This window comes from Bradyrhizobium quebecense, assembly GCF_013373795.3.
GTDB lineage: Bacteria > Pseudomonadota > Alphaproteobacteria > Rhizobiales > Xanthobacteraceae > Bradyrhizobium > Bradyrhizobium quebecense.
Genome location: NZ_CP088023.1, coordinates 119,937 through 146,792 on the forward strand (window position 1 = coordinate 119,937; position 26,856 = coordinate 146,792).

Here is a 26,856-nt window from a genome sequence, read left to right on the forward strand (position 1 = left end):
ATCGTAAGCTTCGTCGTATGCGTACGACATCAGCCCCCGAGTCGGTTCTGCAGCGCCTGCCGATTGGCAACGAGGCTGCTGAGGTTCAGCAGGTGTGGTGCTCGTCCTTGCTCCAATTGCCTAACCAGCGCCCGCGTGCCGTCCACCACGAAGACGCCGCAATCATAAGTGTTCAGCTGCTGGGTCATGCCGCGTGACTCCAGGCGGGCGCCCAGCCTTGCTGCGAGCTCTGCTGCGGGCGTGTTGTTGTATTCCCCCATGGAGTCGTAGCGATAGGCAACCGGCCTTTCGCGGTCGCGGCGATCAACAAACAGCAACGACCAATGGGTGCCGGGGAGATTCGTAGCACGGGCATTGTTCACTGGCAGGAACAGGAAGTCGGCTGTGTCGTCACCATTCTGATCATGGACGATGCGCTGGAATGCGCGTAGCATTTCGCTCTCGGTGCCCAAGCGCAGGCTAACAAGGGTTATGAGAGGATCCACGAACCGCGTCCGGGCGGCGAGATTCGGATTGTCCCCCCCCAACTCTTGCGCCAGGAGCTGGTAATCTCTCAGGACATGCTCGTCGCCCAGCCATTCCGTGTCCTCGAGCACCAGCCCGCGGCCGTGAGGCGAGGCTGTCGGACCTAAAGCCCCGATCTGAGCATCGTAGGAGGTGCTCGGAAACGCCGGCACAGAATTAACATCGTCGCGTGATTCAGACGGCGTGGCCGCAGTCAGATCAACCAACGGAGGACCGCCGTAGGTGCTTGAGCGAACCCTGGCAGCCTGCGCTGGCTCAAAGTGAGCATCGTCGCGCAACTCGGACGGTGTCGGCGCATTCAGAGCAAGAAATGGCTCAAGACCAGCGTAGATGTCTGAGGGAGCCCTGGTAGAGTGCGCTGGCGATGCTTCCAGCATCGGCCACATACTCCAATCAAAGTTGAGCGGCATCTGCGGCGACCAGGTTGAGGCGGACCAGGCAGGTTCCTGCTGTCCAGCTTGGACTATGTCCTGCGCCTGCTCCGGGGGAACCCCGGGCCACGGTGGGCCGTCTTCCACCATCAAACGCAGATCCTGATCATAACCTTCCGGGAGGACCAATGGCCGACTGACAGCTCGCTGCGGCGCCGTGGCATCTTGGTACCCACTCCCCTGCATCGTCGGCTGCGCCTGCCATGGCGATGCACCCAGTTGATGGGTGGGGGCCGACGTCAGCAGGCGACCGCCTGAATTGGCGATCTCGCTCAGCTGCCTCTCAATGGCAAGGCCTTGCAGATTGTCTAGGGTCCTCGGCCTTTTCGCTGGCCTCAATTCAGCTGTGTCATGCTCATCGTTGATGACGACCTCCTCGCTTGGCAGGAGGTTGCTCTTGGCAAGTGCACCGATCGGCTCGTCCGGGAACTGCTGGCGGTCGTAGCCCCAGTTCAAGGGACGAATGGACTCTCCGGGATCCGATGACTGGTCATGGCGCGCGGCTGGCTCAAGAAGAGATGACGACGGGCCGGGTTCGTCCATCAGCTCCCAAAGCAAATCCTGATCGTAGCCTTCTACAGGAAGCAGCTCCTTTGGCCAACTGCCCGCGTCCTGCGACGCGCTGTGCTGCGCAGCGGCGCCGCCGACGGGCATCGGCTCCATCAGTGCCGCGTCTTCGGGATCAGGAACGGGGGAAATATGGCGCTCGCGCTCCATCGCTTTAGCGCCGGCCTGCGATTTCCGGAGATCAGCCAGTGCGGCACCGATATTCCGATTACCCCCGGCGTCCTTCCTATAGCTCTCGACATCTCCATCCAACGCCTTGCCGGAAAGCCGAGCAGAAATGCCCTTCTTGTTATTTTCACGCAGGTAGTCACTGAAACTGTTAAGAACAACTGCATAGGTACGTACGGTACCTGTCGCAGCTTTGTTTTTGTACTCTTTGATGAGAGCCACGTCCTGGGGATAAGGATTCAGCTTAGCGCGGCCTGCGATCGGCACGATCCCGCCCGTCGACTGCGAGGTCCGGAGATGATCTATTGCCGCAAGGAGTTTCGCGGGATCACCCTTTCCGATGAACTCGCGCGCATCAATGGTCAACGACTCGTCGTCGAGCCGAGCAGCAATGCCCTTTTTGTCATTTTCGAAGAGCCAGCGGCCAAACCTGCGAAGAGAACCTGCATAATCCTTGGTGGTGGCTTCAGCGGCCCCGCCCTTGATGAGGGCCTCCTCAAGCTCCGAAATAAGGGGAGCGTCCTCGGAATAAAGAGGCTGCTTCCTGCGAACCCCAGTTGATCGAGCCGGCTGCAGCGCCGAGGACGGCGGGCCGGGTTCGTCCATCAGCCCCCAAAGCAAATCCTGATCGTGGGCTTCCGCAGGAAGCAGCTCCTCTGGCCAACTGCCAGCTTCCTGCGACGCGCGGTGCTCCGCAGCGGCGTCGCCGACCCGCCTCGGCTCCGTCAGGGCCGCGTCTTCGGGATCAGGAAAGGGGGAAATATGGCGCTCGAGCTCCATCGCCTTAGCGCCGGCCGACGATTTTCGGAGATGGGTCAGTGCGGCACCGATATTCCGATTACCCCCGGCGGCGTCTTTCCTATAGCTCTCGACATCTCCATCCAACGCCTTGCCGGAAAGCCGAGCAGCAATGCCCTTCTTGTTGTTTTCACGCAGGTAGTCACTGAAACTGTTAAGAACAACTGCATAGGTACTGGCGGTACCTGTCGTTGCTTCGTTTTTGTACTCTTTGATGAGAGCCGCGTCCTTGGGATACGGATTCAGCTTAGCGCGGTCTGCGATCGGCACGATTCCGCCCGTCGACTGCGAGGTCCGGAGATGATCTATTGCCTTAAGGAGTCTCGTGGGATTACCCTTTCCGAAGAACTCGCGCGCATCAATGGTCAACGACTCGTCGTCGAGCCGAGCAGCAATGGACTCTTTGTTATTTGCGACAAGCCAGCGGCCAAAGCTGCGAAGAGAATATACATTGGCCTTGGCGCTGATTTCGGTGGCCCCGCTCTTGATGAGGGCCTTCTCAAGCCCCGAAATAAGGGGACCATCCTCGGAATAAAGTGGCTGCTTCCTCTGCCTTCTCAAAACTCCAGTTGACTGAGCCGGCTGCAGCGCCGAGTGCGACGGACCGGGTTCGTCCATCAGCCCCAAAACCAAATCCTGATCGTAGCCTTCTGCAGGAAGCTTCTCTGGCCAACTGCCAGCTTCCTGCGACGCGCGGTGCTCCGCAGCGGCGTCGCTGACCCGCCTCGGCTCCATCAGGGCCGCGCGTTCGGGATCAGGACCGGGAGAAATATGGCGCTCGAGCTCCATCGCTTTAGCGCCGGCCCGCGATTTTCGGAGATGAGCCAGTGCGGCACCGATCCGCCTATTACCACCGACGTCCTTCTTATAGTCTCCGACATCTCCATCCAACGCCTTGCCGGAAAGCCGAGCAGCAATGCCCTTCTTGTTGTTTTTACGCAGGTAGTCACTGAAACTGCTAAGGGTAAATGCATAGGTACTGACGGTACCTGTCGTTGCTTCGTTTTTGTACTCTTCGATGAGAGCCGCGTCCTGGGGATAAGGATTCAGCTTAGCGCGGTCTGCGATCGGCACGATTCCGCCCGTCGACTGCGAGGTCCGGAGATGACCTATTGCCGTAAGGAGTCTCGTGGGATTACCCTTTCCGAAGAACTCGCACGCATCAACGGTCAACGACTCGTCGTCGAGCCGAGCAGCAATGGCCTGCTTTTTGTTTTCAAAGAGCCAGCGGCCCAATCTAAGAAGATGACCTACATTCTCCTTGGCAGTGCGTTTGACAGCCCCCCCTTTGATGAGGGCCTCCTCAAGCCCCAAAATAAGGTCAGCATCTTGGGAATAAAGAGGACGCCTGCGGGTACCGTAAACCTCTGCTGACTGGCCAGGCTGCAGCGCCGAGGCGCCTGGCATTGGCCCGCCGCCTCCATCCTGCGACGCTGGAGGGCATTCGTGCCCGCTCGCCTGCATGATGGGCTGCGCCTCCGATGGCGATGCGGCGACTTGATGGGGGGGGGTCTGCATCAGCACACCATCACCTGGACGGGTGATCTCGCTTAGCTGCCGCTCAAAGGCCGCCGCGTCTGTCGACGGGGACACCGGTGCAGTCTCTTGCTGGGCGGCGCTGTTCGATTGTTGCTGCAGTCGGCTAGTTGAGGTGAAATCCATCCGTTCTCACTTTCGAAGATGTAGGCGAATCAGAGCTCGGTTTGGATCTCATGCGCGGGGCAATCGAGACGGCAGCGCGGCGACCAAATCCGCGGCACAGAATGAGCTCTCAACGTTGGATCCAGCAACAAACCACTGTGGGTCCGAACCGTCCGCGCCGCAGGCAGTCGGCCACTCGGATGTTCTTCCCCACAATTTTTGCTATGAGAGGAAGCTGTCGAGTACCTGACGAGCGCTGTCGGGCGACGTAAAAATTGGCTCTGACTCACTTTTGTTGCAGTCTGAACCGCCCCGGGTTTGCCGGAGGCTCCAACTCCCGAGAGGATGGAGCCATGACGAGCAAGACGACGAACAAGTTTTCACCCGAGGTTCGGGCCCGTGCGGTTCGGATGGTTCCGGATCACGCCAGCGAGCACCCTTCGCGGTGGGCGGCGGTGAGATCGATTGCCGCCAAGATTGGCTGCACACCGCAGACGCTACATGACTGGGTCAAGAAGGTCGAGATCGACAGCGGGCAGCGGACGGCGTTCCGACGGAGATGGCCGAGAAGCTGAAGGCCCTGGAACGGGAGAACCGTGAGCTTCGACAGGCCAACGAGATCCTGCGCAAGGCGAGCGCTTATTTTGCGATGGCGGAGCTCGACCGCCGGTCCAAGCCATGATCGCCTTCATTGACGATCATCGTGGGGCGCATGGGGTCGAGCCGATCTGTCGGGTGTTGCCTGATCGCCCCCTCGACCTACCACGCCCATGGGGCCAAACGGCGCGATCCCGCCAGGCTGTCGACGCGCGCCAAGCCGGACGCCGCACTGAAGATCGCTCGCGCGAAGCGCGACGGAAGTCGGCAGTGACGGCTCCGGAATAGGGGGTGTGGAAAAGGTTCGCGTCCTGATCGTGAACTGACAGAAACCGTTGAGCCTGACGGGACGATTTAAAACGCTTCATGGCGTCGCCGCGTCGGCTGATGAGAATTCTCGGCCCAATTGTTGAGAGCTTTGTGGTCGTCCGTGAAGAATGCAGATCGGCCTGAGACGGAGGCAGAAGTTATCTCGATAAAGTATTCGATTTTGCAGGAAAGCCGGGTGTTGGGCCGCGGTTTCTTGCGTTTTGGGATTTTGCTTTCGAGCGATTCGTGATTCCCTGACGGCCGGTCATAGGCATTGAGGACGGCGATGAGAGCGCTTATCGTCTCCCTCAGACCTGTGAGCGTGCCGCGCTCGATGCCACTTGCAGCGGCCGTTCTCGATTATCAGAAGTACCGAGTGAAGACCTTGCCGGAGGTAGCATAGATGTCATTCGGCCCTTTAATTGCGGTTTGTTGTCAAGCTCACATTTTCGAACTCTCCAACGGCAAGGTGGTAGCGCCCGCGCCGTCGGAGCTGGTCGGGGTTGCGGAGACGGCGCGGGCGCGGCTGATACATGCTCTACTGGCCAGGCATTGGACAGTACGGGCTGGTTGATGTCTTCGCCGGGGTCATGGTCCTTTCCGAGGTCGCGCAGCGCCTCATGATGATGTCCGGGTCGGACGCCTCAACGTCTGCAGCGGAGTACAGTCGAGCGCCACCAGCCGAATGAACGAGGTCGCCACAACACCGTCCCAGCGGGACATCGCCAGTCCGGCAGACCGGACCAGGAACTTTACAAGATCGGATCAGGCTTCCTTTGCTTGGCCCCAGTCAAACGATGTGCCGTCGACCCAGATGCAGTGCAGAACAACGGCGATCTTGCGCGCGATGGCGACCTTCGCCTTCCTCATGCCAATCCTCTTGGCGAGCTTCATTCCCCAGGCCTTAAGGGACGACCACTTCTTCGTTCGATAAAGCAGGACGGTCGCGGCCTCGAACAGGTAAGTTCGAAGAAGACGGTCGCCCCATCGTGATATTTTGCCATTGATGTCAGTTTCGCCAGATTGATTGCGCCGAGGTGTAAGACCTAGATAGGCGCCGACGCTCGATGCTGATCGGAATCGCGATGGGTCCGCACGGCGCAGGAAGAGCTCGGCGAACGGATCGGCAAGCGCGGTCTTGCGAAGGTTCCCACCGTATCGCCGGCTGATCCGCTCTCGTTTGCCCGATCGCTCGGCACGGCGGCAAAAACCGCCGAAGTGCGGGGCACGCACCGCCGGCCGAAACGGCGATACAAAAAGCGTATTCGCATGCCCTCGAAGCTCGATCCCCATCTCGCGATCATCGAGAACTGGCTCGCCGTCGAGCCACAGCTCACTGCACTGGCCATCGTGGGCAGGCTCGCCACGATCGATCCTTCGATGTTCAGCGACAAGCAGCATTCGATCGTTCAGCGCCTGCTTCGGTCCCTCCGGCGGAAGGTGGCGGAGACAGCCATCGTATCCATGCCCGTGGATGAAATACGGCCCGAGGCTCGAGACCGGTCTGGGGCAGTTCGTAGACCTTCATCCCGGGTAACATTACTTCCTGAGGCAATACGAGGGGTCAAATTTGCAAACGATGACGTAATTGCGGTCGACGCTCGGGAGGAAGGTACTCTCGCTATAGTCGAGCTCTCGCAATCAAAAGGATTCGGAGCAGCTATGATGAAGCAATACGTTGGGCTGGACGTCTCGCAGAGGGAAACGGCGATATGCGTAGTTGGCGAGATGGGAAAAGTAATCTTCGAAGGAAAGGCCAAATCTGATCCGGTCGCATTGACCAACTTGCTTCGCAAGCATGCGCCTCATGCCGAGCGCATCGGATTCGAAACGGGCGCGATGGCGAGTTGGCTGTGGCATGAACTCCGCAGGGTTGATCTTCCTGTGGTCTGTATCGACGCTCGGCACGCGCACGCAGCCTTGTCGGTGCGCATGAACAAGAGTGATCAAAACGACGCGCGAGGCCTCGCCGAGCTGGTGCGGGTCGGTTGGTACCGGGAAGTGAAGGTCAAGAGCGAAGAAAGCCAGAAGATTCGTGCGATACTCGTTGCGCGATTTCGTCTCGTGACCATTCGCCGGGATATCGAGAACCAGATTCGCAGCTTGATCAAGGAGTATGGATTACTATTCCCTCGCGCAATCGGCCTGCAGTTTCGCCACCAGGTCCACGAGCTCTTGGGCGATGATCATCAGCTCCTGAGCGTGATATCCCCGCTCTTGTCGATCCATGAGAACGTGTGTCAGCAACAGAATAAGTTCGATGACCAAGTCCGCCGGTTGGCAAAACAGGACGAGACGACGCGCCGTCGGATGACGGTCCCGGGTGTTGGCGTCGTGACTGCCCTAACTGTCCGCCATACGATCGATGATCCCTCACGCTTCCGATCCGCTTCGACAGTTGGCGCCTATCTGGGGCTTACGCCGCGACGCAACCAATCTGGCGAAACTGACACCAACGGCAAGATATCCCGTTGGGGCGATCGACTTCTACGGACTTACCTATTCGAGGCCGCAACCATTCTGCTGTACCGAACAAAGAAATGGTCTTGCCTCAAGGCCTGGGGCATGAAGCTCGCAAAGCGGATTGGGATGAGGAAGGCAAAGGTAGCCATTGCCCGGAAGATCGCCGTAATCCTGCACTGCATCTGGGTGGACGGCACATCGTTCGACTGGGGGCAGGCGAAGGAGGCATAATCCTATTTTCTAAGCTCCTGGTCCGGCCCCGCCGGACTGGCGATGTCCCGCTGGGACGGTGGTCGTGGCGACCTCGGTCAATCGGCTGGTGGCGGTTCGTCCGCACTCCGCTGCAAACGTTGAGGCGCTCGATCCGGACATCATCATGAGGCGCTCGCGACCTCGGAAAGGACCATGACCCCAGCTACGACATCAATCCATTTACGCCGGAGCAGCCAACGACATCGATTATCCAATCCCGTCAGGCGATCGTGTCGCCATCCGCGATCGCTCCGTCTCCGCAACGCGACCAGCTCCGACGGAGCAATCGCTACGGGCGTGCCACTGGAGAGAAAGAATGACAGCTTGACAACAACCCGCAATTAAAGGGCCGATTGACAGGCCTGATGGGGACGCTGCTGCGCTACCCCTACGAAGTGCGCGATCCGAAGGAGTATTTCGACGAAATCGATGACGTCAAAGTCACCAAGGATATGCTCGAACTGGCCCGGCACATCGTCGAGCAGAAGGCCGGCAACTTCGAACCCGACAAGTTCGAAGACCAGTACGAAACGGCGCTGGTCGATCTCATCAACCAGAAGCGAGCGGGCAAGCCGATCACTCCGAAGGAGCGCCCGCGCGGCGAGAACGTCGTCGATCTGATGGACGCGCTGCGCAAGAGCGTCGGCGGCGCGGCGAAAGTCGGCGTGAAGTATCCGGTGACGCCTGCCGCCGGGTGCCCGGACCGGCTCCGGCGTTGGCGAACAGCCGGGCCTCCGGCACCGTGTCGGTGACGTCGTCTGGCAACGGCCAGGTCAGCCCCGCCGCCTCGAACCGGCGGATCGTCAACCGCACCGTCGAAGGGGCCGTGCCGACCCGCCGCGCAATCTCGCGGGTCGGCATCCCGGCCGACTTCAATCTGATCATATCGCGCACATGGCGCATCGCAAACCTCTCCGTCGGCATCCAGGTCCCCTTCGCAAAGCCGAAAGGCGGGACCGTATCGGAGCCAGAAGAGGCCTCGTCACCCCGGGCGACATCATCCCGGATTGGTGGGCGACATCGAGCGGAATGAGCATACTGGCCGATCTTGGTGGTGATCACATGTCTCGGCCTTGCTTTTAAAAATCTAATCCGGCCTCTGATCGAGCAAGTCAAACGGAGAAGGCCCGGGACCAAAAGCCGCCCATGAGTAAGGGCGCCTCAGTTGGCGGCCTCTTTATTATCATCGTCGTCGTATTCAAATGACAGCTGAGTTGGGTCAAGAACGAATAGCGTCCTACGTCAGCTTACGCCGTTCGCTCTCAGCCCTATTCGCCGCCTCGAGCTGCCCTGCGATGTAGTCGGAGATATCGCCGATCTCAGCCTCCAAGTCCGCTTCCGGTATACCTTGTTCCTTGGCAGCATCGATGAGGCGGCGGCTCAGCTCGGCCACATCCTGCGACGCGCCGACAGTCCGATACTGTTCGACAGCGTGAACGCTATTCTCGATCCAGAAATCGATAAACTCGCGCGCCTTGCTCATCGTGCATCCTCTCCGCCAACCTCAAGACCAGCGTTAGCGCCGGTGAGCAAACGCAGCAAGGCCACCTCGAAGCCGGAAACGCCTTTGGCGAAATTTATCACTTCGCCCCAGTCCAGTCGGCGCGGAGATATCGTACCAGTCCACAATCCGGGAAGATCGGCAAGTTTCAGCCGGCTGTTGTGATGCTGACAGCCAACGCAGAAGACCAAGCACCCGTCTTGAAGCCATTTCGGTTCGACGACAGGGCCGGTCCAGTAACGAAGGTGACGAGCGGGCTTGTGACGCCAAGGCAGCCGACTCCATCACGATCTCCAGGGCTCTGGTGAATGGGCACCGCGTGGCCTACCATGTCATGCCAATTCGGAACGACGTGCACGGCGCCGACCGTGCCGCATTGCCGTGCACACAAGGCGCCCGCCGGCGAGCCATTCCGCAGGGCAGCTACCAGATGGCAAGAAGCGGCCGGACCATTTCGTGTAACGACGATGAGCCATCGCGGATGATCGCGCACGATACGGCGTGGAGTGAAGCCGCTAGCTAGGGGGCGCTCGGCAAGGTCCCCAGAGGCACCAGGCTTTGGTCGGAGGCGCGCCAGCCCGGTCGCAGTGCTGCCCGCGCTCCGCCCACTGGCACCGGTAGCCGGCGTTGCGAAGGAGACCTGCTCTCGCCATGCCCGACGCGCTCCTTGCGGGAAAGGCCGAGTTCGCCAGCAGTGGCGTTATGTTCTCCTCCGGAACATGCCCAACGCTTCCGGGATTGTTCTGCCGCCTTGCTACTTCACCATGCTCCTGCGCGGCGTCAGGCTCGTCAGCGAGACGACGCTTTGCGCCCGATGCGCGGTTTCCGGCCGAGGCGGAAGCGGCTCTATCGATTTTTCGCGATCTTCAGATCGTGGATGTGCCTGGGCGCCCGACCATCGACGAGTGTTGCCTGCCTTGGGTCTGATGCGGGCTTCGTGAATGTCTTTGTGAGTAAGACCGATCTCGGTAACGCTCGCCCAGCGTGGAAGAATTAGGCTTGCCAGCGCTCTTGATCTCTCCCCCGCTCCTGCGCGGCGTCGTATTCATCCGCTAGCCGCGCGCTTCGCCTGCGCCTCGATCTCAAGCGCATTTGCCTGCGCGCGATAGGCGGCGCCGCTGCCAACTGTCGGGCCACCTCGGGCGGGATCTCGATCGCTTTTCGGCTGATCGACATGCCCGTAAAATAGGTATTTGGGGCCCGTCTGGCGAATCCAAACGAAGCGGCCCCAGCAACCCTTACACGCCGGCGACGTCGGCTCTAGCCCCAGGATGTAAAGTGCAAAATCCTGACGAGCATTAAGACTGCGCAGGCGCAAACGTTTCGTACCCAAGAGGGGGTAGCCTGCTGGGTGCAGTGGACCCTTTGCTGAGGACCACCGGGTCCGGTTCTTAAGTGGAGCTGCTGCCGTTTGTTCTTCCCAATACTTTACGCTACTCTTGCTTGCTGCTGTTGTGGCTGTGGGGATGTGGGCAACGCGCAGCGTTGTCCAAGCTTCTCGCTTGCGAGAAGCGTCATATCCACAGCCTCTTCGCCGAATGCGCCCCGGCCTGCCAGACCGCCATCGGCGCGCGAATTTCCAGCGCCTGATGGGGTCGGGCGATTCCGGCTTTGGCCTCGTGGCCATCCGAATAACCCTTGAGATAGATGTCCTCGTATTTGAGCGAGCGCCACAGCCGCTCGATGAACACGTTGTCCATCCAGCGGCCGCGACCGTCCATCGAGATCCTGACGCCGGTGGCGGCCAGCGTGCCGGTGAAGGCCGCGCTGGTGAACTGGCTACCCTGGTCGGTATTGAAGATCTCAGGCCGGCCGAGGCGCGCCAAGGCCTCTTCGAGCGCAGACACGCAGAACGATGTGTCCATCGTGTTCGAAAGGCGCCATCCCAGTACCGCACGGCTCGCCCAATCGATGATCGCCACCAGATATAGAAAGCCCTGGCCGGTCGATCACCATATGGCGCAGGAGATACGGGAAGATCTTGTGTCCCGGCGCCGGCTTTGTGGTTCTGGGCTTTGGTCCCAGCGCCGCGATGCCCATCTTGCGCATCAACCGCTGCACGCGCTTGCGATTGATGCGACGGCCTTCGGCATTGAGCATCGCCGTCATCCGCCGCGAGCCCAGGAACGGCCAGGCCGTGAACAGCTGGTCGATGCGCGCATCAGCTCAAGGTCGTTGTCATTGGCCGGCCGCGGCGGCCTATATACGCTCGATCGCGCAACGCTCAGCAGTTGGCATTGCCGGCGGATCGATAGACTCTCATGATCGCGCTGAAGCAATCCTCGGCGATCCGGCGCGCTCATCTTCCGGACCTCCTGGCTAAGAACTCTTGCTCGACCGTCAATTGTCCGATCTTCGCGTGGAGCTTCTCGACCTCCAGTTCGTGGGCCGCCTCGCCATCCCGACCAGCGTGTGAATCGGCGTGGGGTCCGGACGCCGATCGGCGCCCCAAGTGCTTGATTGACTTCGCGCGTGCGGGGTCAATGTTCAGCGTCGATTCACACCCACGGGTCGGACTGCGCGACGCGCAGCGAAGGATCGTTAATGCCGCTGCCGCGCACTCTGTGGCGCGGCCCCCTTCAGGCCGCAGCCATGCTGCTCCCTACCGCGGTAGCGGTTTAGTGCAACATTCATTCTGGCAACCTCGGCCCGACATAGTTCAACAACGATCGGGACATCCCCGATGTGCGCCGTTTCCTGGCACTTGCTCGGGCTGTCTTTTTCGTTCCCGAACTGACCCGAGTCGCACGATGTAAGGCGACATCTGTCTTCGCTGCTCGTTTGGTCTTTCTGGCAGATATCTTGCCTTTTTGCGCCTTGGACTGTTGGGGTCTCTTTGCGACTGTTAAGGCAGGATTTGGGGTATGAGGAGTTTCGGCCATCTCCAGCCCGAATAGAGCGGCGACATCGCCTTCATCAAGCACCTTCGCCGCGCCTGGCGCCGTTGTTAGCGGAGAATCCTGTCCAGCGCTGGCGAGCATTTCAGTTTCATCCACATCACGCAGCACAAAAAGAAGCTGAGGCTTTTCATCTAGCCGGGCGCCGACACCATACAGTGCTGCCGCAACGTGCTTGCACATGTCCGCCCAATCTGGACAGCTGCAGGACAGCTTGATTTCCGTCGGCGACGGAAACAGGCCGTCACCCTCTCGACAGACCCGGTCCATCACGCCTTTCGCCAAGCGGCCCTGCAGGAGCTCAACTAGCGAATCGACGGTCCCGGCGCAGTCCCGACAGATGGATTTCCAGCGTGCCCGCGTAACCGGTGCAATGACAATTTTGATTTGGTAGAGTTCAGACCCGGCGACCATTGCCGATATCTCGCCCTTGGCAATTTGCAGGTCGATAACGGAGCCGTTTCGGACATAGGTCCGGCCGCGCGGCAAGCGGTTCTCATAGTCGCTGTATCGTTCAAGGTTGACGCACCAAGATCTGCCCCAGAAGCTCTTGGTAATTGTGCGGCCCTCGATCCTCACGGGCGCAACGGATCGTCCCTGCTTCTTGAGCTTGGCCAACTTGCGTTCTGCCTGTCGCCGCTTCTCAGCTACCGGCACGTAAGCATGCCACCCGTAGTAGCTCATTCATCCCCTTCCTTCATCGCCGCACCCAAATCGAGAGTCACGAGTCTAAGCAACTCCTCATCTTTCATCTCAGTCAACAGGATGTCAGCTCCGCCGCTAAGAAAATCCCCAGCCAATTGTTTCTTCGACTCAATCATATGGTCGATCTTTTCCTCCACGGTGCCGCGACAAACGAACTTGTGCACAAGCACGTTCTTGGTCTGTCCAATCCGGAAGGCACGGTCGGTAGCTTGGTTTTCGACAGCCGGATTCCACCACCTGTCGAAATGAATGACATGCGAGGCCGCTGTGAGATTGAGCCCGGTGCCGCCTGCTTTGACCGAGAGCACGAAGAACGGGACGTCTTCGTCTTCCTGAAATTGGCGCACCAGGTCCTTGCGCTTCTTAACCTCTGTCTCACCATGCAGGACGAGGCCGGGCCTTCCGAATATGGAGCCCAGGAACGCCACTAGTGGCGCCGTTGACTCCTTGAACTGGGTGAAGATAAGTGCCTTCTCCTGCCGGGCGGCAACCACTTCCGCGATGTCGCGCAGACGCACAAGCTTACCGCTATCCTCCTCATTCCACGCACCGTCGCCGAGCCACTGTGATGGATGGTTGCAGATCTGCTTCAAACGCATGAGAAAAGCTAGGACGATACCTCTCCGCTTTATTCCATCGACCTCTTCGAGATGGCCGGCCAGTTCCGCCACTGCTTGCTGATAAAGCGCCGCCTGCTTGCGGCTCAAGGGGCAGAAGGTTTTCACCTCGGTCTTGTCGGGCAGGTCGGCAATGATGCTCTTGTCGGTCTTCAGCCGTCGCAGGATATAGGGGCGCACCAGTTGGCGGAGCGGACCGTAAGGGTTATGTGGCCGGTCGGCGAGGCGTTTGACGAATGCCGAAAACTCCTTCGACGATCCCAACAGGCCAGGATTGATAAAGTCGAAGATCGACCATAGGTCGCCGAGCCGATTCTCGATGGGCGTGCCGGTCAGCGCAATGCGCATTTCTGCCTTGAGCCTCTTGACCGATTTTGTCTGCTTAGCGCCCGGGTTCTTGATGGCCTGTGCTTCATCGAGCACCACAAACCGCCATGATGTAGTTTCTAGCCAAGGCGTACGCGTCAGAAAGCCGTAGCTCGTGATTACGAGATCGACATCTGCGCATCTGTCCGCACTGTAAGTGTTCAGTTTCTCGGACGGCGCAGCCGATGGATGGACCACGACTGTTTTCAAAGTTGGCGCAAATCGGGAAATCTCGGCGGCCCAATTGGCTAACAACGAGGCGGGGGCTACGAGCAGGCAAGGTTTCCGAATTGCCATGTCCTCATTCTTGATCACCAGCAGCAGCGACAACACCTGGATGGTTTTGCCGAGCCCCATATCGTCGGCAAGGCAAGCCCCAAGCTTGAGCTGCGTTAGCAGATAGAGCCATTGCACACCCGACTGCTGATAGGGTCGCAGCGTACCCTGAAAATGTTGACCGGGGTCGACCCGCATGAGCCAATCGGGATGGCGCAGGGTCGCCAGCGTCTCCGCCAGCCAGGGGCCGGCAACGGTCTGGCTCCAATCGATGTCGGCTGGTGCGGCAGTTTTATCTCCGGCAATGCCAGCCCCAGCCAGCAGACGCATCGCCTCACCGAACGAAAGACCATCGGCGGCGGCGCGGCGCTCGATGGCCTCAAATTGCTCGAGTGTGCGATGCAGTCGTTCATGATCGACCTCGACCCACTTGCCACGGATTAAGGTCAATCCATCGGAATGCGCCAGGAGTCGCTTGATCTCGGCCTTCGAGAGGCTTTCGCCCTCGAGCGTCACCTCCATTCGGAAGTCGAGCAGCGCGTCCATCCCCAGCTGTGATGGCGCATTGCCCCCGACCGTTGCTTTCACTTGCGGGCGTGCGGGGTGGTTCATGCGCCAACTCGCTGGCATTCGCACGACCACCCCGGCGCTTTCGAGCGCGGGAACATCCTTCAGGAATTGCAGAGCCTGTTGTGGGCTCCAGCGCAGCGGGTGAAAGATATCGCCGGCATCGACCATGGTCTTCAACCAAGGGCAACTTTCGGCGGCACGCTGGACGGGCATCAGCAGCGAGAGCAGGCGTTGGCGGTTCCTCGCACCGGAATACTCCTGCAAGGCCTTGCCGAGCGGCAGATGCTGGGCCTTGGCCTCAGCCGAAAGTCGGGTCGTGTAGGTCGCAAGAAACGCGAACGGGGCTTCTTCGTCCTTCCGGTTCTCCGCGAGGTTGAAATGAACGCGCCCAACCAAATTCCATGCCGGATGACGGCTCTTGAGGAACTCCTGCACGGAGAGCTTGGCCTGCACCAACTCGGCATCAAAGGCCGCATCCATACCTCGCCAAAGATTGGCCAGGACAGACGTCGTCAGGTATTCCGCGCCGGTCATCGGCGGAACGGCCGCTGCCATCGTGTCCAGCTCGCCATCGGCGGGGATTGGCACAGGCGGCTTGGTCCGGCCGTCTCCAACACTAGGAAGAGCGCACAGTGCAGTCATGTAGCGCATTCCAAGCTCTCGCCAATACGACAACACCGGCGGGAGAACCGTCGCGACTTCGTCGGCGCCGAGCCACAACAATCCGTGCCCTGAGCCCCGTAAAAATGCTTTCTCCAGCCGCAAGCCCTGATCGGGCTCCAACGCAGGAGCTTGCGCCGTTTGTCGCAGCGTCAGCAAACCATGCGGGGTGAGAACGGGTTCCAGCGTCATCATGACGGTGGGACCTTACGACCCCACCGGAAATGTTGGCGATTTTGGTGGTGAGCGGCGCGCCACATCGAGAAGTAATTTGCCATTCTGTCACGAAGTACCGAGGATGGCGCGGTCAGCAATTCCTTGACCAGAATGAACTGGAGAACGCACTCCGCGACTGCGGCCGGAATCTCAAGAAGAAAACCATCATCTTTCAAAACATCAACGTTCCTTTCGCTTTGCGAAAGCTCGATTTGCACCAAGTTTGCGCCAATCTCATCCGGCGTGAACATGCGCCTCACCTCGGAAAAGAACCGCGGCAGTTCCCGCGCGAAGTCGGGGATGTCTGGAGGCAGTACTGGTAAAACTCATCAACTTCTCACCGACAAGGTAGTCGAAGGCCGCCGTGAGCCCGAATCGCGCCTTGATCGTTTGAGCCGCTTCGCACTGTTCAATCCAAATCTTATGCGCTTTGCGCACATTCATCGTCGGCCCTCATCTTGTCGGCATCGACGCTATTCTTGACGCCAGCCACTCGTTCAATTTCGACCACCTTCGCCGCCCCGAAACGTTGCGAACCGCGATGGCAACGGCCTTCTTCTGACCGACCAGAACTACCAGTTGTTTGCCCGGGTGACGCCGGTATAGAGCAGGTTTCGTTGCAGCATGGTGTAGTGCTGCGTCATCACCGGGATCACTACGGCAGGGTATTCTGAACCCTGGCTCTTATGGATAGTTGCTGCGTAGGCCGGCACCAGCGTGTCGAGCTCGCCAAACTCATAAATGACCGAGCGGCCGTCGAAGCTTGCGGTGAGTTCGCTGTCTTCGGAACTGACATCGTCGATATAACCGATGTCACCGTTATAGACCTCCTTGTCGTAATCGTTTTCGATCTGCATCACTTTGTCGCCGGACGCGAACGTCGAACCGAAGCGTTCGACCTTGCGCTCGCCGGCGGGGTTCAGAGCCGTCTGCAGTTCGATGTTTAGCGAGCGCGCACCGACGCCGCCCCGGTTCATTGGACACAGAACCTGAATGTCGCGAATTGGGTCGAGGCCGAAGCGATTGGGGATCCGTGTCTTCACCAACTCGATGATACGCTGTACGGCGGTTTCTGGATCGCCTGCTTGCACGAAGTAGAAATCGCTATCCGTGCCGGGCAGGCTGAGATCGGGGATAGCCCCCTGATTGATGCGATGTGCGCTGATGATGATGCGGCTTTGCGCGGCCTGCCGGAACACCTCGGTGAGACGCACCACCGGCACAGCACCGGATGAGATGACGTCGGCCAGCACTTGGCCTGGCCCAACCGAAGGAAGCTGGTCGATGTCGCCGACGATCAAAAGGGCAGACTTGTCTGGCACTGCCTTGATGAGTGACTGCATCAGCATGACGTCTACCATTGAGGCTTCGTCGACAACAAGCAGGTCGCAGTCGAGCGGATTGTCTTCGCCGCGCTTGAAGCCGCCGCCCTTGGGGTCAACCTCCAGCAACCGGTGGATCGTCCTAGCCTCAAAACCGGTCGCCTCGGTCATGCGCTTGGCGGCGCGGCCGGTCGGCGCGCATAGCAGGAGCCTCACGCCCTTTGCTGCGAGAATGCGGAGAATACCTTTGACGATGGTGGTCTTGCCGACACCAGGACCGCCGGTCATGACCAACGCTTTGGACATCAATGCGAGCCGGATCGCAGCGACCTGGCTTTCGGCAAGGGTAAGCCCGATCCGTTGCTCGACCCAAGGCAGTGCCTTGTCTGGATTGATCCAGGGCCAGGGCAGTGTGCCATTCGCAAGCCGGATCAGCCGCTCGGCAATCGAGCGCTCCGCCCGATGCAGGCCCACCAGAAATACGCAGGACGTTTCGCCTACGCTGTCTGCGATGACCGTGCCTGCTGTCCGTTCGAGATCAAGCGCAATGCGCACCAGTTCCACCGGGACCTCAAGCAGCTTCTCGGCAAGCGGCACCAGTTCATCCGTCGGCAAACCGCAGTGCCCTTCGTCCATCGCCTCGGTCAGCCCATAGGAGATCCCGGCCCGAACCCGGATCATTGCGGTCTTTTCGATGCCGAGTTTCATCGCGATCGCGTCGGCAGTCTTGAAGCCGATGCCGCGAATGTCGCGCGCGAGGCGGTAGGGGTTCTCGGTCATGACCTGTACGGCGTCCGCGCCATAGGTCTTATAGATGCGCACCGCCCGCGCTGTGCCGACGCCATTGCTGTGCAGGAAGACCATGATTTCGCGAACGATCTTCTGTTCAGCCCAGGCGGCCGTGATCCGGTTGGCCCGAACCGGGCCGATGCCCGTTACCTCGCGCAGCCGTTCGGGCTCCGCCTCGATGGTATCGAACACCTTCTCACCGAAGGCGCGCACCAGCTTCTTGGCATAGACTGGCCCGATGCCGCGGATCATCCCGGAGCCGAGGTATTTCTCGATGCCGTCGAGCGATGTCGGTTCCGAGGTCTTTAAGAACTTCGCCCTGTACTGTTGGCCATGGGTGCGGTCATTGACCCATTCGCCCGATGCGGTAATCCACTCGCCAGCGGAGATCACCGCGGCGTGCCCGACTACAGTGACCAGTTCGCGGTGGCCGCGCGCCTTGATCCGCAAAACGCAGTAGCCATTCCCGTCGTTGTGGTATGTGACGCGCTCAACAAGGCCAGCAAGAACTTCCCGGCTTGATGGTTCCGGCTGCGGTTTCATGCGGATCGTCGCATCATCTGCTCCGTCGCCGAGAGCACCATTTGTGGACAGCTCTCTTCCCCGAACCCAATTTGCTCAGTTGGATCGTCGTTGGCAAGCCACCACGGTGGTCACCCCCTTCGGAGCCCACCGAGTTGGCATGCATAGCGCGACTGCATGGCCGATCAATGGGCGTCCGGCGATATGTGTCGGTAGCCGCCGTGCGGTGTAAGAATCGAACTGTAAAGGAGACCAGCCAGTCGTGATTTCGCTTTGCGGTTACCGCCGGCCGCGGCAATCTTGGTCTCGACCAGCAGCCGATCAATCTTGGCTGCGCTGACGCCGAGCACCAGTGCTCGATCGGCCTGGTCCGAGCTTGAGCCGGCCATACCGCTCCAGCGAAGGCAGCAACGTCGGAATCATTACCCTGAGCCGCTTCCCGCAGATCCGATCCGAGGCCTCCCATAGCGCCACCAGTGTGAATCTGCGTGGGGTCCGGACGCCGATCGGCGTCGCAAGTGCTTGACTGACTTCGCGCGTGCGGGGTCAATGTTCAGCGTCGATTCACAATCGCCCCCCGGGCAATTACGGGTGCCGCAACGAGCGCCTTGCAGTTGCGCTGCGGAAGACGCAAAAGGAGGGCAATCTTAGCATCGGCTTTTTTAATTGGGTTACAAAAGCAAAAGATCACCAAAGACCAGCTTCATGAATTGATCCTAGAACGGTTTGGACTGATCAACTTCTTTCAGGTCAGCGAGGACAGGCAGCTCGGGTTCCGCACGACTGTGGTAGCGGCGCCGGCGGATCTCTATGAGTTACATTCTCGGCTCGAACGTATTTGCAGTGAGTTGCGGCCAAGATTTGAGTTAGAGTGAGTCACGACCTCAGGCGGGATCTTCGAGGGGCTTTCGGCTGATTGGCGTTGGTCGAAGTATCTATATCTGGGCTCCGGTGGGTGTGTGTGCGTAAGTTCACAGAAGCATCGCAGACCGGGTGCTACATATTCTTCGCGAATATTATTGCGGTCGTTCATAGTGGGTGACGGATTTACGGAGAATTACATGGCACCGATACAGGCTAGGTTCCTCGTACGAAGAGGTAGCGTCGACTGGATGGTTTATGATCGGGATCGCAAGGGGGCGGCCCAACTGAAGGATTACAGCTTGGCTGAGAAGCTGACGAAGGAACAAGCTGAGCAGATTAAGCAGCGGCTGGAGACGGCTTGACCGACGTTTGCAAGGACTGGTGCTCGCACAACGTCCAGATGGACGCGGCGAGATGGCCGGACGAGATGCCGCTATCCGATCTCCAGCCGCGGTTCACTTGCACAGCCTGAGGCAAGCGCGCAGCTCATTCATTCGTTCGGTCGATGAGCCGCCAAGGATGGGTACGCGCGGCTGACGGGGGCTACCCTGCCCAAGTTTGGCCGAAATGGCCCCCATGCTGGTACGAGCCATCTAAGGGGCTATCGGTTGTGTGGTTGAGCCTTGGCGGTGTCGTCCGGCAATGTCGTCGCCAAGGCTCTCACGCGCGCATTCGGTCAATGGGTGCGAAGTGGTGGCGGCCGGAGTGTGCAGGCTAGCTGAAGCATCATTCCAACGGGCCGCGCTAAACTCGCGAGCGTTTGTGATCTTACAAATGTCACAGCCGCTGGTTAGATACGTATCTACTGATTAGCACGGGCTCTTTCAATTGGCCATATTGCGATGGCGGCGAGCGAAGAGCGCGCTCGCCGAATCCGCGGCGGCGCATCGCAAAGGAAGAGTACAGATGTTCAAGAGACAGGTGTCGGGCCGCAAGCTTAAGTGCGCAACCAAGCGACGTCGAGCGAAGCCGAAGCGGACAGCGCGTCGTCAACTTGACGGAGCGTTCAACTTTGCAACGCGCGTATTTTCAGATTTCGACCCGACCACGGGGGTCGAGGGTGAAATACGGGACCGCATGGTCAGGACGGCTGAAGGACGCTTCTATTTGATAGAAGGTCCAGACATCAAGCCGAGTGCTCGTGAAGTCGTAACGCCTTATAGGCTCGAAGATGTCTTTGCGTGGTTGCAGGATTGTCCGGAGCAAATCGAGCGGACAGTGATCGTCGGCAACGCCAACTGCAATCTTTTTGAGCGCTGAGTTCTGCTTTGGGCGACTAAGGCGCGGGGCGTCAGACGACGCCCTGCGTATAACCGAACTCCCGTGGGTTTCGTCAGCTTTCCGAAAGCTTGCCCGAACAATAAGCTGTTGCAGTGAGGATCAATTACGACAACGCCCCCTCCGACGGGCAGAGTCCGGCCAGTAGCGCGATGCGCTGACCGGCGCTGCTACGACTGCTTACGGCCGCTTTAGCTGCTCAAGGACCCGCCTCTTTCGCTGCTGACGAGAAAGCGAGTGAGCCAGTCAGGCGCCCCCCGAGCGCGGCCCCAAGGGCAAACCCACCGGGAAATGAGCTATGCGGGATTTTGGGTGACGAGGCGATCAGGCGGCGTGGTTTGCCGGCATGCGGATGACCTCGATGCCGTCGTTGAATCTGACACCTGCAATCACCTTGGGCAACTGATTTGTGCCTTTGAGCCGCCGCCAGGTTTTTGATGCGGCGATGACCAGCTTGAACACCATTAGCCTGGCGGTCGTTGACGACAGCGATCCTTTCGTGCGCACGGTTCTGTGCCGCACGGTCGCGAACACGCTTTCGATGGGGGTGGTCGTGCGCAAGTGATCCCAATGCTCGGCAGGGAAGTCGTAGAAGGCCAGCAGCGCGTCGCGGTCCTTGGCGAGGCATTCGACCGCCCGGCCGTACTTGGCGCGGTATTTCTCGGCGAAGACGTCGATCGCCGCTTCGGCGGCCGCACCCGGTTCGGCGCCCAATAGACCTCGCGCAGGTCCTTCTTCATGTTGGCCTGGACCGAGAGCGGGACCTTGTCCAGGACGTTGACGGTCTTGTGCACCCAGCAGCGCTGGTGCCGCGTGCCGGGAAAGACCTCGTCAAGAGCCTTCCAGAAGCCGAGCGCGCCGTCACCAACGGCAATTTCCGGGGCGATTTGCAACCCGCGCTGCTTCACGTCGATCAAGAGTTCACGCCAGCTCTGCGCGCTCTCCCGGACGCCGACCTGAAAGCCAATCAGTTCCTTCTTCCCTTCCGGCGTCGCGCCGATCAGCACCAGCATGCATTCGCCGTGGTCTTCCATGCGCGCCTACAGGAAGACGCCATCGGCCCACACATACACGTAGCGTCGCGCCGACAGATCGCGCTTCTGCCAACGCTCGTACTCGCCCTGTCACTCGGCCGTCAGCCGGGAGATGACCGCCGGCGACAAGTTCGGCGCGTCCTTGCCCAGCAGGGCCGTCAACGCCTCCTGGAAATCGCCGGTCGAGATGCCGCGCAGATACAGCACCGGCAACAGCGCATCCAGGCTCCGGGTGCGCCGCGCCCACAGCGGCAGGATCGCCGAGCTGAACCGGATCCGCTCGCTATCGCCGGCCGCCCCGCGGTCCCGAATCTTTGCCCGCGCGACCTCGACCGGTCCGATGCCGGTCGCAATCGTTCGCGCCGGGCCGTAACCATGTCGCACGACACGGGCGCGCCCGTCGCGCCAGCTTCAAATCCTTCACCGTGGCAAGAAACGTCTCGACTTCGATCTCCACGGCCTGCGCCAGAAGCTCCCGAGCACCAGCTCGCAGAATATTGGTCAGTGGATCGTCGATATCGTCGGGCTGACGAAGGGCAACAATATTGCTAGTCTCGTTCATGGCGTATCGCTCTCCTTGAGAGGTTCTGGCAGGCTCGACACCCGCCTCGATACGCCGCCTATCTCATTCCGTCATCACCCACTTTCCCGCATAGCTCCCGGGAAATATCTCGTCAAGGCATGTAAGGAGCGCCGGCTCGCGTAGTTGCTGCGCATGAAGCGCAAGGAGATCACAGAAAACGAGGCGACTGCTCGTCGGTCAGTGCATTGTCGGAGACTCCTCGGCAGCAATTCAAGTCACATGGTCGTCTTCGTCTCGGTCCGCCTCGAGTTGGTCGGCCTCGTCCGACGCCAGCACAGGAAACTCCCCCGCCAGCATTTTGTCCTTGCTGAGCAGGCCGGCCTCCTCGAGCATTTCCATGTCCGGAAGATCGCGCAGCGTCTCCAGGCTGAAGTGCGACAGGAACGCCTTGGTCGTCACGTAGGTGTAGGGTGCGCCGAGCTGCGGGCTGCGCGGCCCGGCTGCGACGAACTCCAGTCCGCGCAGACGGGCGATGGTATCGCGGCTGACCTCTTTGCCGAAGAAGGATGACAATTCGCTGCGATTGATCGGCTGATAATAGGCGATGCAGGCAAGGATCAGTGCTTCGGTCTGCGACAACGCCTTGTGGTCGCCGGCAGCGCCGATCGCAGCCCGGATCGCCTCGGCGAAGTTTTTCCGGGTCCGGTGCTGCCAGCCGCCGGCGACGGATACGAGCTCGTAAGGCCGGCCGCGCAATTCGTCGCGAATGTCATCGATCAGCAGGTCGATGCTGCAGTCGCGACCGACAACGCGCGCGAGGGCCTCGCGCGTCACCGGTCCGGGCGAGGCGAAGATCACCGCTTCGACCCGGCCCATCCATTCGCGCCAGCGCAGCTCCGGCGGCAGGTCGGCCAGCTCGGTGTCGAGATCCGCTTTTGGCCGCGCGCGCCGGCCCATGTCAGAGCCCGTACAATCGGAAGGTCGGCCGGCCGGTGAGCTCGCGCACCGCGCCGAGCGAGACCAGTCGCTCGAACAGCCGCCGTGTGCTGCGGTCGCTCGCCGTCTTGCCGGGGCCGGCGGACTGGGCGTCTTCCACCATCAGGATCCCGACCATGATGTCGGCATCCTTGCCACGCAACTTCGGCGCGACCGCGAGCAGGCGTGTCGCCCGCCGTGCGAGATCACTGTAGAGGTCGATCGCTGCCACGGCCGCCGTCGCGTAGGCCGCACAGAGTGCGTTCATGAAGACAGTCTCCCCTTCGAGGTGCTGCTGCGCCTTGCGCAGCGCACCGCGCGATAGATGCACCGCGAGCAGCGGCACCGGTGCCGGCCAGCGCAGCTGGTGGGCGAGGACGGCGTCGGCCAGCCACAGCGGCACCAATTCTTCGTTCGGCAGGACGCGGCCACTCGCGGCGATGATCTCCGCGGCGGCCAGCACCGGCATGGCGTGCTGCCGCTGCGTGTGCCGGCTTGCAAGTTCGACGATCTCGCTCGGCAGCGAGCCGAGCGGATGGCCGAGCGCGGTCGCAAGGGCAAAGATCCATCCCTCCACGTCGCTGGAGGAGGCGCGTTCGCCGAGCTTGCGCCAGGCGGCGAGAATACGCCCGCCCGGTCCGGGGTCGTCGGCGTCGCGGCGCAAGTACCAGTGGTCGCGCAGCGCCGCCTCGTCCTCCGTCCGCCCGCCCTGACGCGCGAGCGCGGCCGCGCAAGTGAGCGCGAGACGTTGGCGCCAAAGACTGCCGAGCGGGTGCTCGTCACGGGCGATCGGATGCAGCGCCGCCAGCGCCGCGCCGGCATAAAACACCGCTTCCGTGACGAAGTCGGGCGGTGCGCGACGACGCAACCAGGCCGGCGCGGGGGCGAAGGTCGGCGGCGGGTCGGGGACGATTCGGCGACGCGCGAGCATGCGAAAGGGTAAGCCTGCGCGGCGCTTTTTGCTATCCATTTTACATGAAACCGCCGGGCCTGTCAGTGGATAACAACGACCGATAATGTTGCCTTATCGGTCGTTTTGCTCTTTATAGAGGGCATGCCCGTTTTCAGCGCCCAGAACCCGGAACATCGCGCTCCGCAGAGCGCCGCACCGCCTGAGAGCCCGCGGGCGGAAGCCGATCTGTCGACCGCGGAGGTGTCGGCCGAGCCGCGCGGCGGCCTCCCCTCCCCGCTCCCGGCTGCGGAATCCGGCGTGCCGGCGCATCTCGAACGGCTCGCCGACCGGGCCCGCGACTATGTCGAGGCGGCGAGCTCGGCCAACACCCGCCGGGCCTATGCCGCCGACTGGACGCACTTTTCCGGCTGGTGCCGGCGCCAGGGCCTCGAGGTCTTTCCGCCCGCCCCGCAGACGGTCGGGCTCTACATCACCGCCTGCGCCTCCGGCGCCGCGACCGCCGACCGCAAGCCGAATTCGGTGTCCACGATCGAGCGCCGCCTCTCGGCCCTGACCTGGACCTACGCGCAGCGCGGCACGCCGCTCGACCGCAAGGACCGTCACATCGCCACCGTCCTGGCCGGCATTCGCAACATCCACGCCGCCCCGCCCCGACAGAAGGAAGCCGTTTTGCCGGAGGACGTCATCGCCATGCTGGAGACGCTCAATCGGGGCACGCTCCGCGGCCTGCGGGACCGCGCCATGCTGCTGCTGGGCTTCGCCGGCGGCCTGCGGCGCTCGGAAATCGTCGGCCTCGACCTCCACCGCGACGACACCGAGGACGGCCGTGGCTGGGTCGAAATCCTCGACCAAGGCCTGATTGTCACCCTGCGCGGCAAGACCGGCTGGCGCGAGATCGAGATCGGCCGCGGCTCGTCGGACTCGACCTGCCCAGTCGTCGCGCTACAGATCTGGCTGAAACTGGCCCGGATCGGCCACGGCCCGCTGTTTCGGCGGGTGCGCGGGCAAGGCAAGGACGTCGGGCCCGATCGCCTGACCGACCAGCAGGTCGCCCGACTGGTCAAACGCGCGGCGCTCGCCGCCGGGGTGCGCGCCGACCTGCCCGAAGGCGAACGAGAGACGAAGTTCGCTGGACATTCGCTGCGCGCCGGCCTCGCCTCCTCGGCCGAGGTCGACGAGCGCTATGTCCAGAAGCAGCTCGGCCACGCCTCCGCCGAGATGACCCGGCGCTATCAGCGCCGCCGGGATCGGTTCCGCGTCAATCTGACCAAGGCGGCAGGCCTCTGAGGCCGCTCTCCGCTGATTAGAACCGATATGCCCAATCGCGCATTCCGATAAACATGGTGCGCCACGGCTGGTCGATAAGTTTGTTCCACGCGTAGCAACAGTGATCGATGATGTCGTTGTAGGATTTGAACACGCGGTTCGAAAGCCAGTTGTCACGAAGGAACTGCCAGACGTTCAAAAGCCAGGATCAACTCGACGTGCAGACTCTACACAGTTCGAGAGAACGGTTAGTCGCCGATTCTTTTGGAGCGTGGATTGGCGGCTTGCCAAGGCTCAGTGTCTTCCAGTCGAAGATGATCTTCATCGGGCCTTCCCCTCTTTATTGCTGTCCAATCAGTCGGCGAGCCCGATCATCACGGACAGCATGTTGTTCAGCGCCAGCATATCGGCGCCTGACAGATGGCCTATCACCGGGCCGCATTTGGCCCGCGGATAGGCCAGAACCTTGTCGACCATGACCTGTGAGACGAGTTTGAGACCGTTCGAGGCCGTCGGCTCGATGGTGAGACGATATAGCGGGGCATCGGCGATCGTGCCGGTGAGCAAGACCACGAGCACGCTGTCCGCCGCATTGAGCACATCGGACTGGATGACGACCGCCGGACGGGGCTTCCCGTAGTCGCCCTGTGCCGAAACCGTGACGAGATCCCCTCTCCTCACGATTCAGGCCATTCAGTCGCGGCGGCAATGAAATCCAGCGCCTCAGATTCCTCGGGCCGGCCGCGCAGCAGCAATCCCTGCCGCCTCGCTTCGGCGGCAAATTCCGGCTTGTGGGGATCAGGCACCCAGATGCGCAGCTGCTTCATGCCGCGATGCTGCTGCTGTTGGCGGTAGCGCTGAAACTTGGTCAGGCCGTCATCGGTATGCTTGGGCCGCGCCATATGAGATCTCCATCAGTTGCGCGCTACTTTACTATAAAGGTTGCGCGCGACCAAACCGTTTGACGCTGGTGACCGCCGATATCGACGAGTTCAGCCGTGTCGACGGCCTGATCGTTGAGAACTGGCTCGACTGAGGCCAAGATATCTCAATCTCCTAGCGTAGATATTTAATTTGCGATATTCAGATATCTCGGAAGGGATATCTGATGCCTCTGTTCATTCGTGATGATGATGTCGACGCCCTTGCGGCGAAGCTGCAGGCGGCCACAAAGTCTAGGACCAAGACCGAGGCTGTGCGGCTCGCGCTCGAGCATGAGCTGCAGCGCGTCCGTGAGAAACAGCCGGCAAGCGAGCGCGCGGCAGCGAGCATTGCCATATCCAGGACAATGGGGCCGGGTGGCGGCTCCTTCGACATGAAAACCTTCACCGACGACATGTGGGGCGACATCTGATGTATATCGATGCCTCCGCGATCGTGGCCATCCTGGGAGAAGAAAATGACGCCGGGGATCTGCTGGCGCGGCTTGATAGCTCCTCGTCCCAGTTACTCGTGTCGCCGCCGACCGTCTATGAGGCGGTGATCAGCCTCGCCCGGAAGAAGGCGGACGAGAATGGCATGAAGGGTAAGCCAGTGCCTGTGCACTTCATCGAAACCTCACAGTCGGCTGTCGCAAAGTTCTTGGAGGATTTCGGCATCAAGGAGATCATGGTTTCAGCCGATATCGGCCGAAAGGCTGTGGATGCCGCCAAATGCTACGGGAAGGTAGTCGGCCACAAGGCGGACCTGAATTTCGGCGACTGCTTCGCCTATGCCGGCGCCAAGGCCTATCACCTGCCCCTGCTCTACAAGGGCAATGATTTCGCCGAAACGGATCTGGCGTAGCGCCGCGGCTTCCGTGGAAGATGAAT

At 60.8% G+C, this 26,856-nt stretch carries 16 protein-coding genes, 9 pseudogenes and 1 other annotated feature; of the genes and pseudogenes, 7 read left to right on the forward strand and 18 right to left on the reverse strand.

The window, feature by feature from the left end; translation table 11 throughout:
* Window positions 1-29 precede the first annotated feature (29 nt).
* A complete protein-coding gene (locus tag HU230_RS41975) occupies window positions 30-4,151 on the reverse strand; it encodes a Ulp1 family isopeptidase (RefSeq protein ID WP_176535478.1) in 4,122 nt (1,373 codons plus the stop codon).
* Window positions 4,152-4,483: 332 nt separating this feature from the next.
* On the opposite strand from HU230_RS41975, the pseudogene HU230_RS41980 reads away from it, so the two are divergent.
* Window positions 4,484-4,968, forward strand: a pseudogene (locus HU230_RS41980) (transposase); the annotation flags it as partial.
* Window positions 4,767-4,884, forward strand: a sequence feature (AL1L pseudoknot). (Overlaps the previous pseudogene by 118 nt.)
* Here HU230_RS41980 and HU230_RS44340 read toward each other — a convergent pair.
* Together HU230_RS44340 and HU230_RS41990 are read right to left on the reverse strand one after the other, a co-directional pair.
* Window positions 4,964-5,150, reverse strand: a pseudogene (locus tag HU230_RS44340) (IS6 family transposase); the annotation flags it as partial. The pseudogenes HU230_RS41980 and HU230_RS44340 sit on opposite strands and share 5 nt — an antisense overlap.
* Before the next feature lie 651 nt (window positions 5,151-5,801).
* Window positions 5,802-6,125 (reverse strand): annotated as a pseudogene (locus HU230_RS41990) (transposase); the annotation flags it as partial.
* 576 nt (window positions 6,126-6,701) lie between these two features.
* Between HU230_RS41990 and HU230_RS41995 the strand changes: the two are divergent.
* Together HU230_RS41995 and HU230_RS42000 are read left to right on the forward strand one after the other, a co-directional pair.
* On the forward strand, window positions 6,702-7,730 hold the full coding sequence (locus HU230_RS41995; protein ID WP_176535480.1) for an IS110 family RNA-guided transposase: 1,029 nt from the start codon (window positions 6,702-6,704) through the stop codon (window positions 7,728-7,730).
* A 380-nt stretch (window positions 7,731-8,110) separates the two neighbouring features.
* A pseudogene (locus tag HU230_RS42000) lies at window positions 8,111-8,503 on the forward strand (Ku family protein); the annotation flags it as partial.
* 73 nt (window positions 8,504-8,576) lie between these two features.
* Here the strand turns inward: HU230_RS42000 and HU230_RS44345 are convergent.
* From HU230_RS44345 to HU230_RS42035, 9 genes and pseudogenes are all read right to left on the reverse strand, one after another.
* Window positions 8,577-8,675: pseudogene (locus tag HU230_RS44345) on the reverse strand (hypothetical protein); the annotation flags it as partial.
* A gap of 313 nt (window positions 8,676-8,988) precedes the next feature.
* A complete protein-coding gene (locus tag HU230_RS42005) occupies window positions 8,989-9,234 on the reverse strand; it encodes a hypothetical protein (protein ID WP_166107283.1) in 246 nt (81 codons plus the stop codon).
* Window positions 9,235-10,766: 1,532 nt separating this feature from the next.
* Window positions 10,767-10,952 (reverse strand): integrase core domain-containing protein, encoded by a 186-nt coding sequence (locus HU230_RS44455; RefSeq protein ID WP_476727279.1) that lies wholly within the window; start codon window positions 10,950-10,952, stop codon window positions 10,767-10,769.
* Window positions 10,941-11,647 (reverse strand): annotated as a pseudogene (locus HU230_RS44460) (IS3 family transposase); the annotation flags it as partial. The pseudogene HU230_RS44460 and the gene HU230_RS44455, both read right to left, overlap by 12 nt.
* Window positions 11,648-11,882: 235 nt before the next feature.
* Window positions 11,883-12,833: an SWIM zinc finger family protein gene (locus tag HU230_RS42015; RefSeq protein ID WP_176535483.1), complete on the reverse strand. Its 951-nt coding sequence runs from the start codon at window positions 12,831-12,833 to the stop codon at window positions 11,883-11,885.
* Window positions 12,830-15,538 (reverse strand): DEAD/DEAH box helicase, encoded by a 2,709-nt coding sequence (locus HU230_RS42020; RefSeq protein ID WP_176535485.1) that lies wholly within the window; start codon window positions 15,536-15,538, stop codon window positions 12,830-12,832. The genes HU230_RS42015 and HU230_RS42020 overlap by 4 nt, the downstream gene beginning before the upstream one ends.
* A complete protein-coding gene (locus tag HU230_RS42025) occupies window positions 15,535-15,810 on the reverse strand; it encodes a chalcone isomerase family protein (RefSeq protein WP_224944385.1) in 276 nt (91 codons plus the stop codon). The genes HU230_RS42020 and HU230_RS42025 overlap by 4 nt, the downstream gene beginning before the upstream one ends.
* Before the next feature lie 202 nt (window positions 15,811-16,012).
* A pseudogene (recD2, locus tag HU230_RS42030) lies at window positions 16,013-18,213 on the reverse strand (SF1B family DNA helicase RecD2).
* A gap of 164 nt (window positions 18,214-18,377) precedes the next feature.
* Window positions 18,378-18,581 (reverse strand): hypothetical protein, encoded by a 204-nt coding sequence (locus HU230_RS42035; RefSeq protein WP_176535487.1) that lies wholly within the window; start codon window positions 18,579-18,581, stop codon window positions 18,378-18,380.
* Window positions 18,582-19,962: 1,381 nt separating this feature from the next.
* On the opposite strand from HU230_RS42035, the gene HU230_RS42040 reads away from it, so the two are divergent.
* A complete protein-coding gene (locus tag HU230_RS42040) occupies window positions 19,963-20,316 on the forward strand; it encodes a hypothetical protein (protein ID WP_166309244.1) in 354 nt (117 codons plus the stop codon).
* Window positions 20,317-20,658: 342 nt separating this feature from the next.
* Here the strand turns inward: HU230_RS42040 and HU230_RS42045 are convergent.
* From HU230_RS42045 to HU230_RS42055, 3 genes and pseudogenes are all read right to left on the reverse strand, one after another.
* A pseudogene (locus tag HU230_RS42045) lies at window positions 20,659-21,930 on the reverse strand (IS256 family transposase).
* Between the two features lie 231 nt (window positions 21,931-22,161).
* Window positions 22,162-22,848 carry an SMC-Scp complex subunit ScpB gene (scpB, locus tag HU230_RS42050; RefSeq protein ID WP_166107266.1) on the reverse strand — a complete coding sequence of 229 codons (687 nt, stop codon included), beginning with the start codon at window positions 22,846-22,848 and terminating at the stop codon, window positions 22,162-22,164.
* 1 nt (window position 22,849) lies between these two features.
* Entirely contained in the window at window positions 22,850-23,836 is a 987-nt protein-coding gene (locus HU230_RS42055; RefSeq protein WP_224497275.1) for a DUF1403 family protein, read from the reverse strand.
* A gap of 84 nt (window positions 23,837-23,920) precedes the next feature.
* Between HU230_RS42055 and HU230_RS42060 the strand changes: the two genes are divergently transcribed.
* Window positions 23,921-25,066 carry a tyrosine-type recombinase/integrase gene (locus HU230_RS42060; RefSeq protein ID WP_176535488.1) on the forward strand — a complete coding sequence of 382 codons (1,146 nt, stop codon included), beginning with the start codon at window positions 23,921-23,923 and terminating at the stop codon, window positions 25,064-25,066.
* 16 nt (window positions 25,067-25,082) lie between these two features.
* Here HU230_RS42060 and HU230_RS42065 read toward each other — a convergent pair.
* The 3 genes and pseudogenes from HU230_RS42065 to HU230_RS42075 all read right to left on the reverse strand — a co-directional run.
* Window positions 25,083-25,241: pseudogene (locus tag HU230_RS42065) on the reverse strand (IS630 family transposase); the annotation flags it as partial.
* Between the two features lie 158 nt (window positions 25,242-25,399).
* Window positions 25,400-25,726 (reverse strand): type II toxin-antitoxin system PemK/MazF family toxin, encoded by a 327-nt coding sequence (locus HU230_RS42070; RefSeq protein ID WP_130230294.1) that lies wholly within the window; start codon window positions 25,724-25,726, stop codon window positions 25,400-25,402.
* Window positions 25,723-25,947: an antitoxin MazE-like protein gene (locus HU230_RS42075; protein WP_166218010.1), complete on the reverse strand. Its 225-nt coding sequence runs from the start codon at window positions 25,945-25,947 to the stop codon at window positions 25,723-25,725. Before HU230_RS42075 ends, HU230_RS42070 begins: the two co-directional genes overlap by 4 nt.
* A gap of 206 nt (window positions 25,948-26,153) precedes the next feature.
* Between HU230_RS42075 and HU230_RS42080 the strand changes: the two genes are divergently transcribed.
* Together HU230_RS42080 and HU230_RS42085 are read left to right on the forward strand one after the other, a co-directional pair.
* A complete protein-coding gene (locus tag HU230_RS42080) occupies window positions 26,154-26,399 on the forward strand; it encodes a type II toxin-antitoxin system VapB family antitoxin (RefSeq protein WP_166107259.1) in 246 nt (81 codons plus the stop codon).
* The gene (locus tag HU230_RS42085) at window positions 26,399-26,830 is read left to right on the forward strand and encodes a type II toxin-antitoxin system VapC family toxin (protein ID WP_166107257.1); all 432 of its coding nucleotides are present in this window, start codon (window positions 26,399-26,401) and stop codon (window positions 26,828-26,830) included. Before HU230_RS42080 ends, HU230_RS42085 begins: the two co-directional genes overlap by 1 nt.
* Window positions 26,831-26,856: the final 26 nt, after the last annotated feature.

Bases quoted from the DNA above. Each gene is read 5' to 3' on its own strand.
- HU230_RS41995 (WP_176535480.1), top strand. From the start codon at position 6,702: ATGAAGCAATACGTTGGGCTGGACGTCTCGCAGAGGGAAACGGCGATA.
- HU230_RS42015 (WP_176535483.1), bottom strand. From the start codon at position 12,833: ATGAGCTACTACGGGTGGCATGCTTACGTGCCGGTAGCTGAGAAGCGG.
- HU230_RS42080 (WP_166107259.1), top strand. From the start codon at position 26,154: ATGCCTCTGTTCATTCGTGATGATGATGTCGACGCCCTTGCGGCGAAG.
- HU230_RS42060 (WP_176535488.1), top strand. From the start codon at position 23,921: ATGCCCGTTTTCAGCGCCCAGAACCCGGAACATCGCGCTCCGCAGAGC.
- HU230_RS42005 (WP_166107283.1), bottom strand. From the start codon at position 9,234: ATGAGCAAGGCGCGCGAGTTTATCGATTTCTGGATCGAGAATAGCGTT.
- scpB (WP_166107266.1), bottom strand. From the start codon at position 22,848: ATGGGCCGGCGCGCGCGGCCAAAAGCGGATCTCGACACCGAGCTGGCC.
- HU230_RS42025 (WP_224944385.1), bottom strand. From the start codon at position 15,810: ATGTTCACGCCGGATGAGATTGGCGCAAACTTGGTGCAAATCGAGCTT.
- HU230_RS42055 (WP_224497275.1), bottom strand. From the start codon at position 23,836: ATGGATAGCAAAAAGCGCCGCGCAGGCTTACCCTTTCGCATGCTCGCG.
- HU230_RS42085 (WP_166107257.1), top strand. From the start codon at position 26,399: ATGTATATCGATGCCTCCGCGATCGTGGCCATCCTGGGAGAAGAAAAT.
- HU230_RS42040 (WP_166309244.1), top strand. From the start codon at position 19,963: ATGTTCAAGAGACAGGTGTCGGGCCGCAAGCTTAAGTGCGCAACCAAG.
- HU230_RS44455 (WP_476727279.1), bottom strand. From the start codon at position 10,952: ATGGACAACGTGTTCATCGAGCGGCTGTGGCGCTCGCTCAAATACGAG.
- HU230_RS42020 (WP_176535485.1), bottom strand. From the start codon at position 15,538: ATGATGACGCTGGAACCCGTTCTCACCCCGCATGGTTTGCTGACGCTG.
- HU230_RS42075 (WP_166218010.1), bottom strand. From the start codon at position 25,947: ATGGCGCGGCCCAAGCATACCGATGACGGCCTGACCAAGTTTCAGCGC.
- HU230_RS41975 (WP_176535478.1), bottom strand. From the start codon at position 4,151: ATGGATTTCACCTCAACTAGCCGACTGCAGCAACAATCGAACAGCGCC.
- HU230_RS42035 (WP_176535487.1), bottom strand. From the start codon at position 18,581: ATGGCCGGCTCAAGCTCGGACCAGGCCGATCGAGCACTGGTGCTCGGC.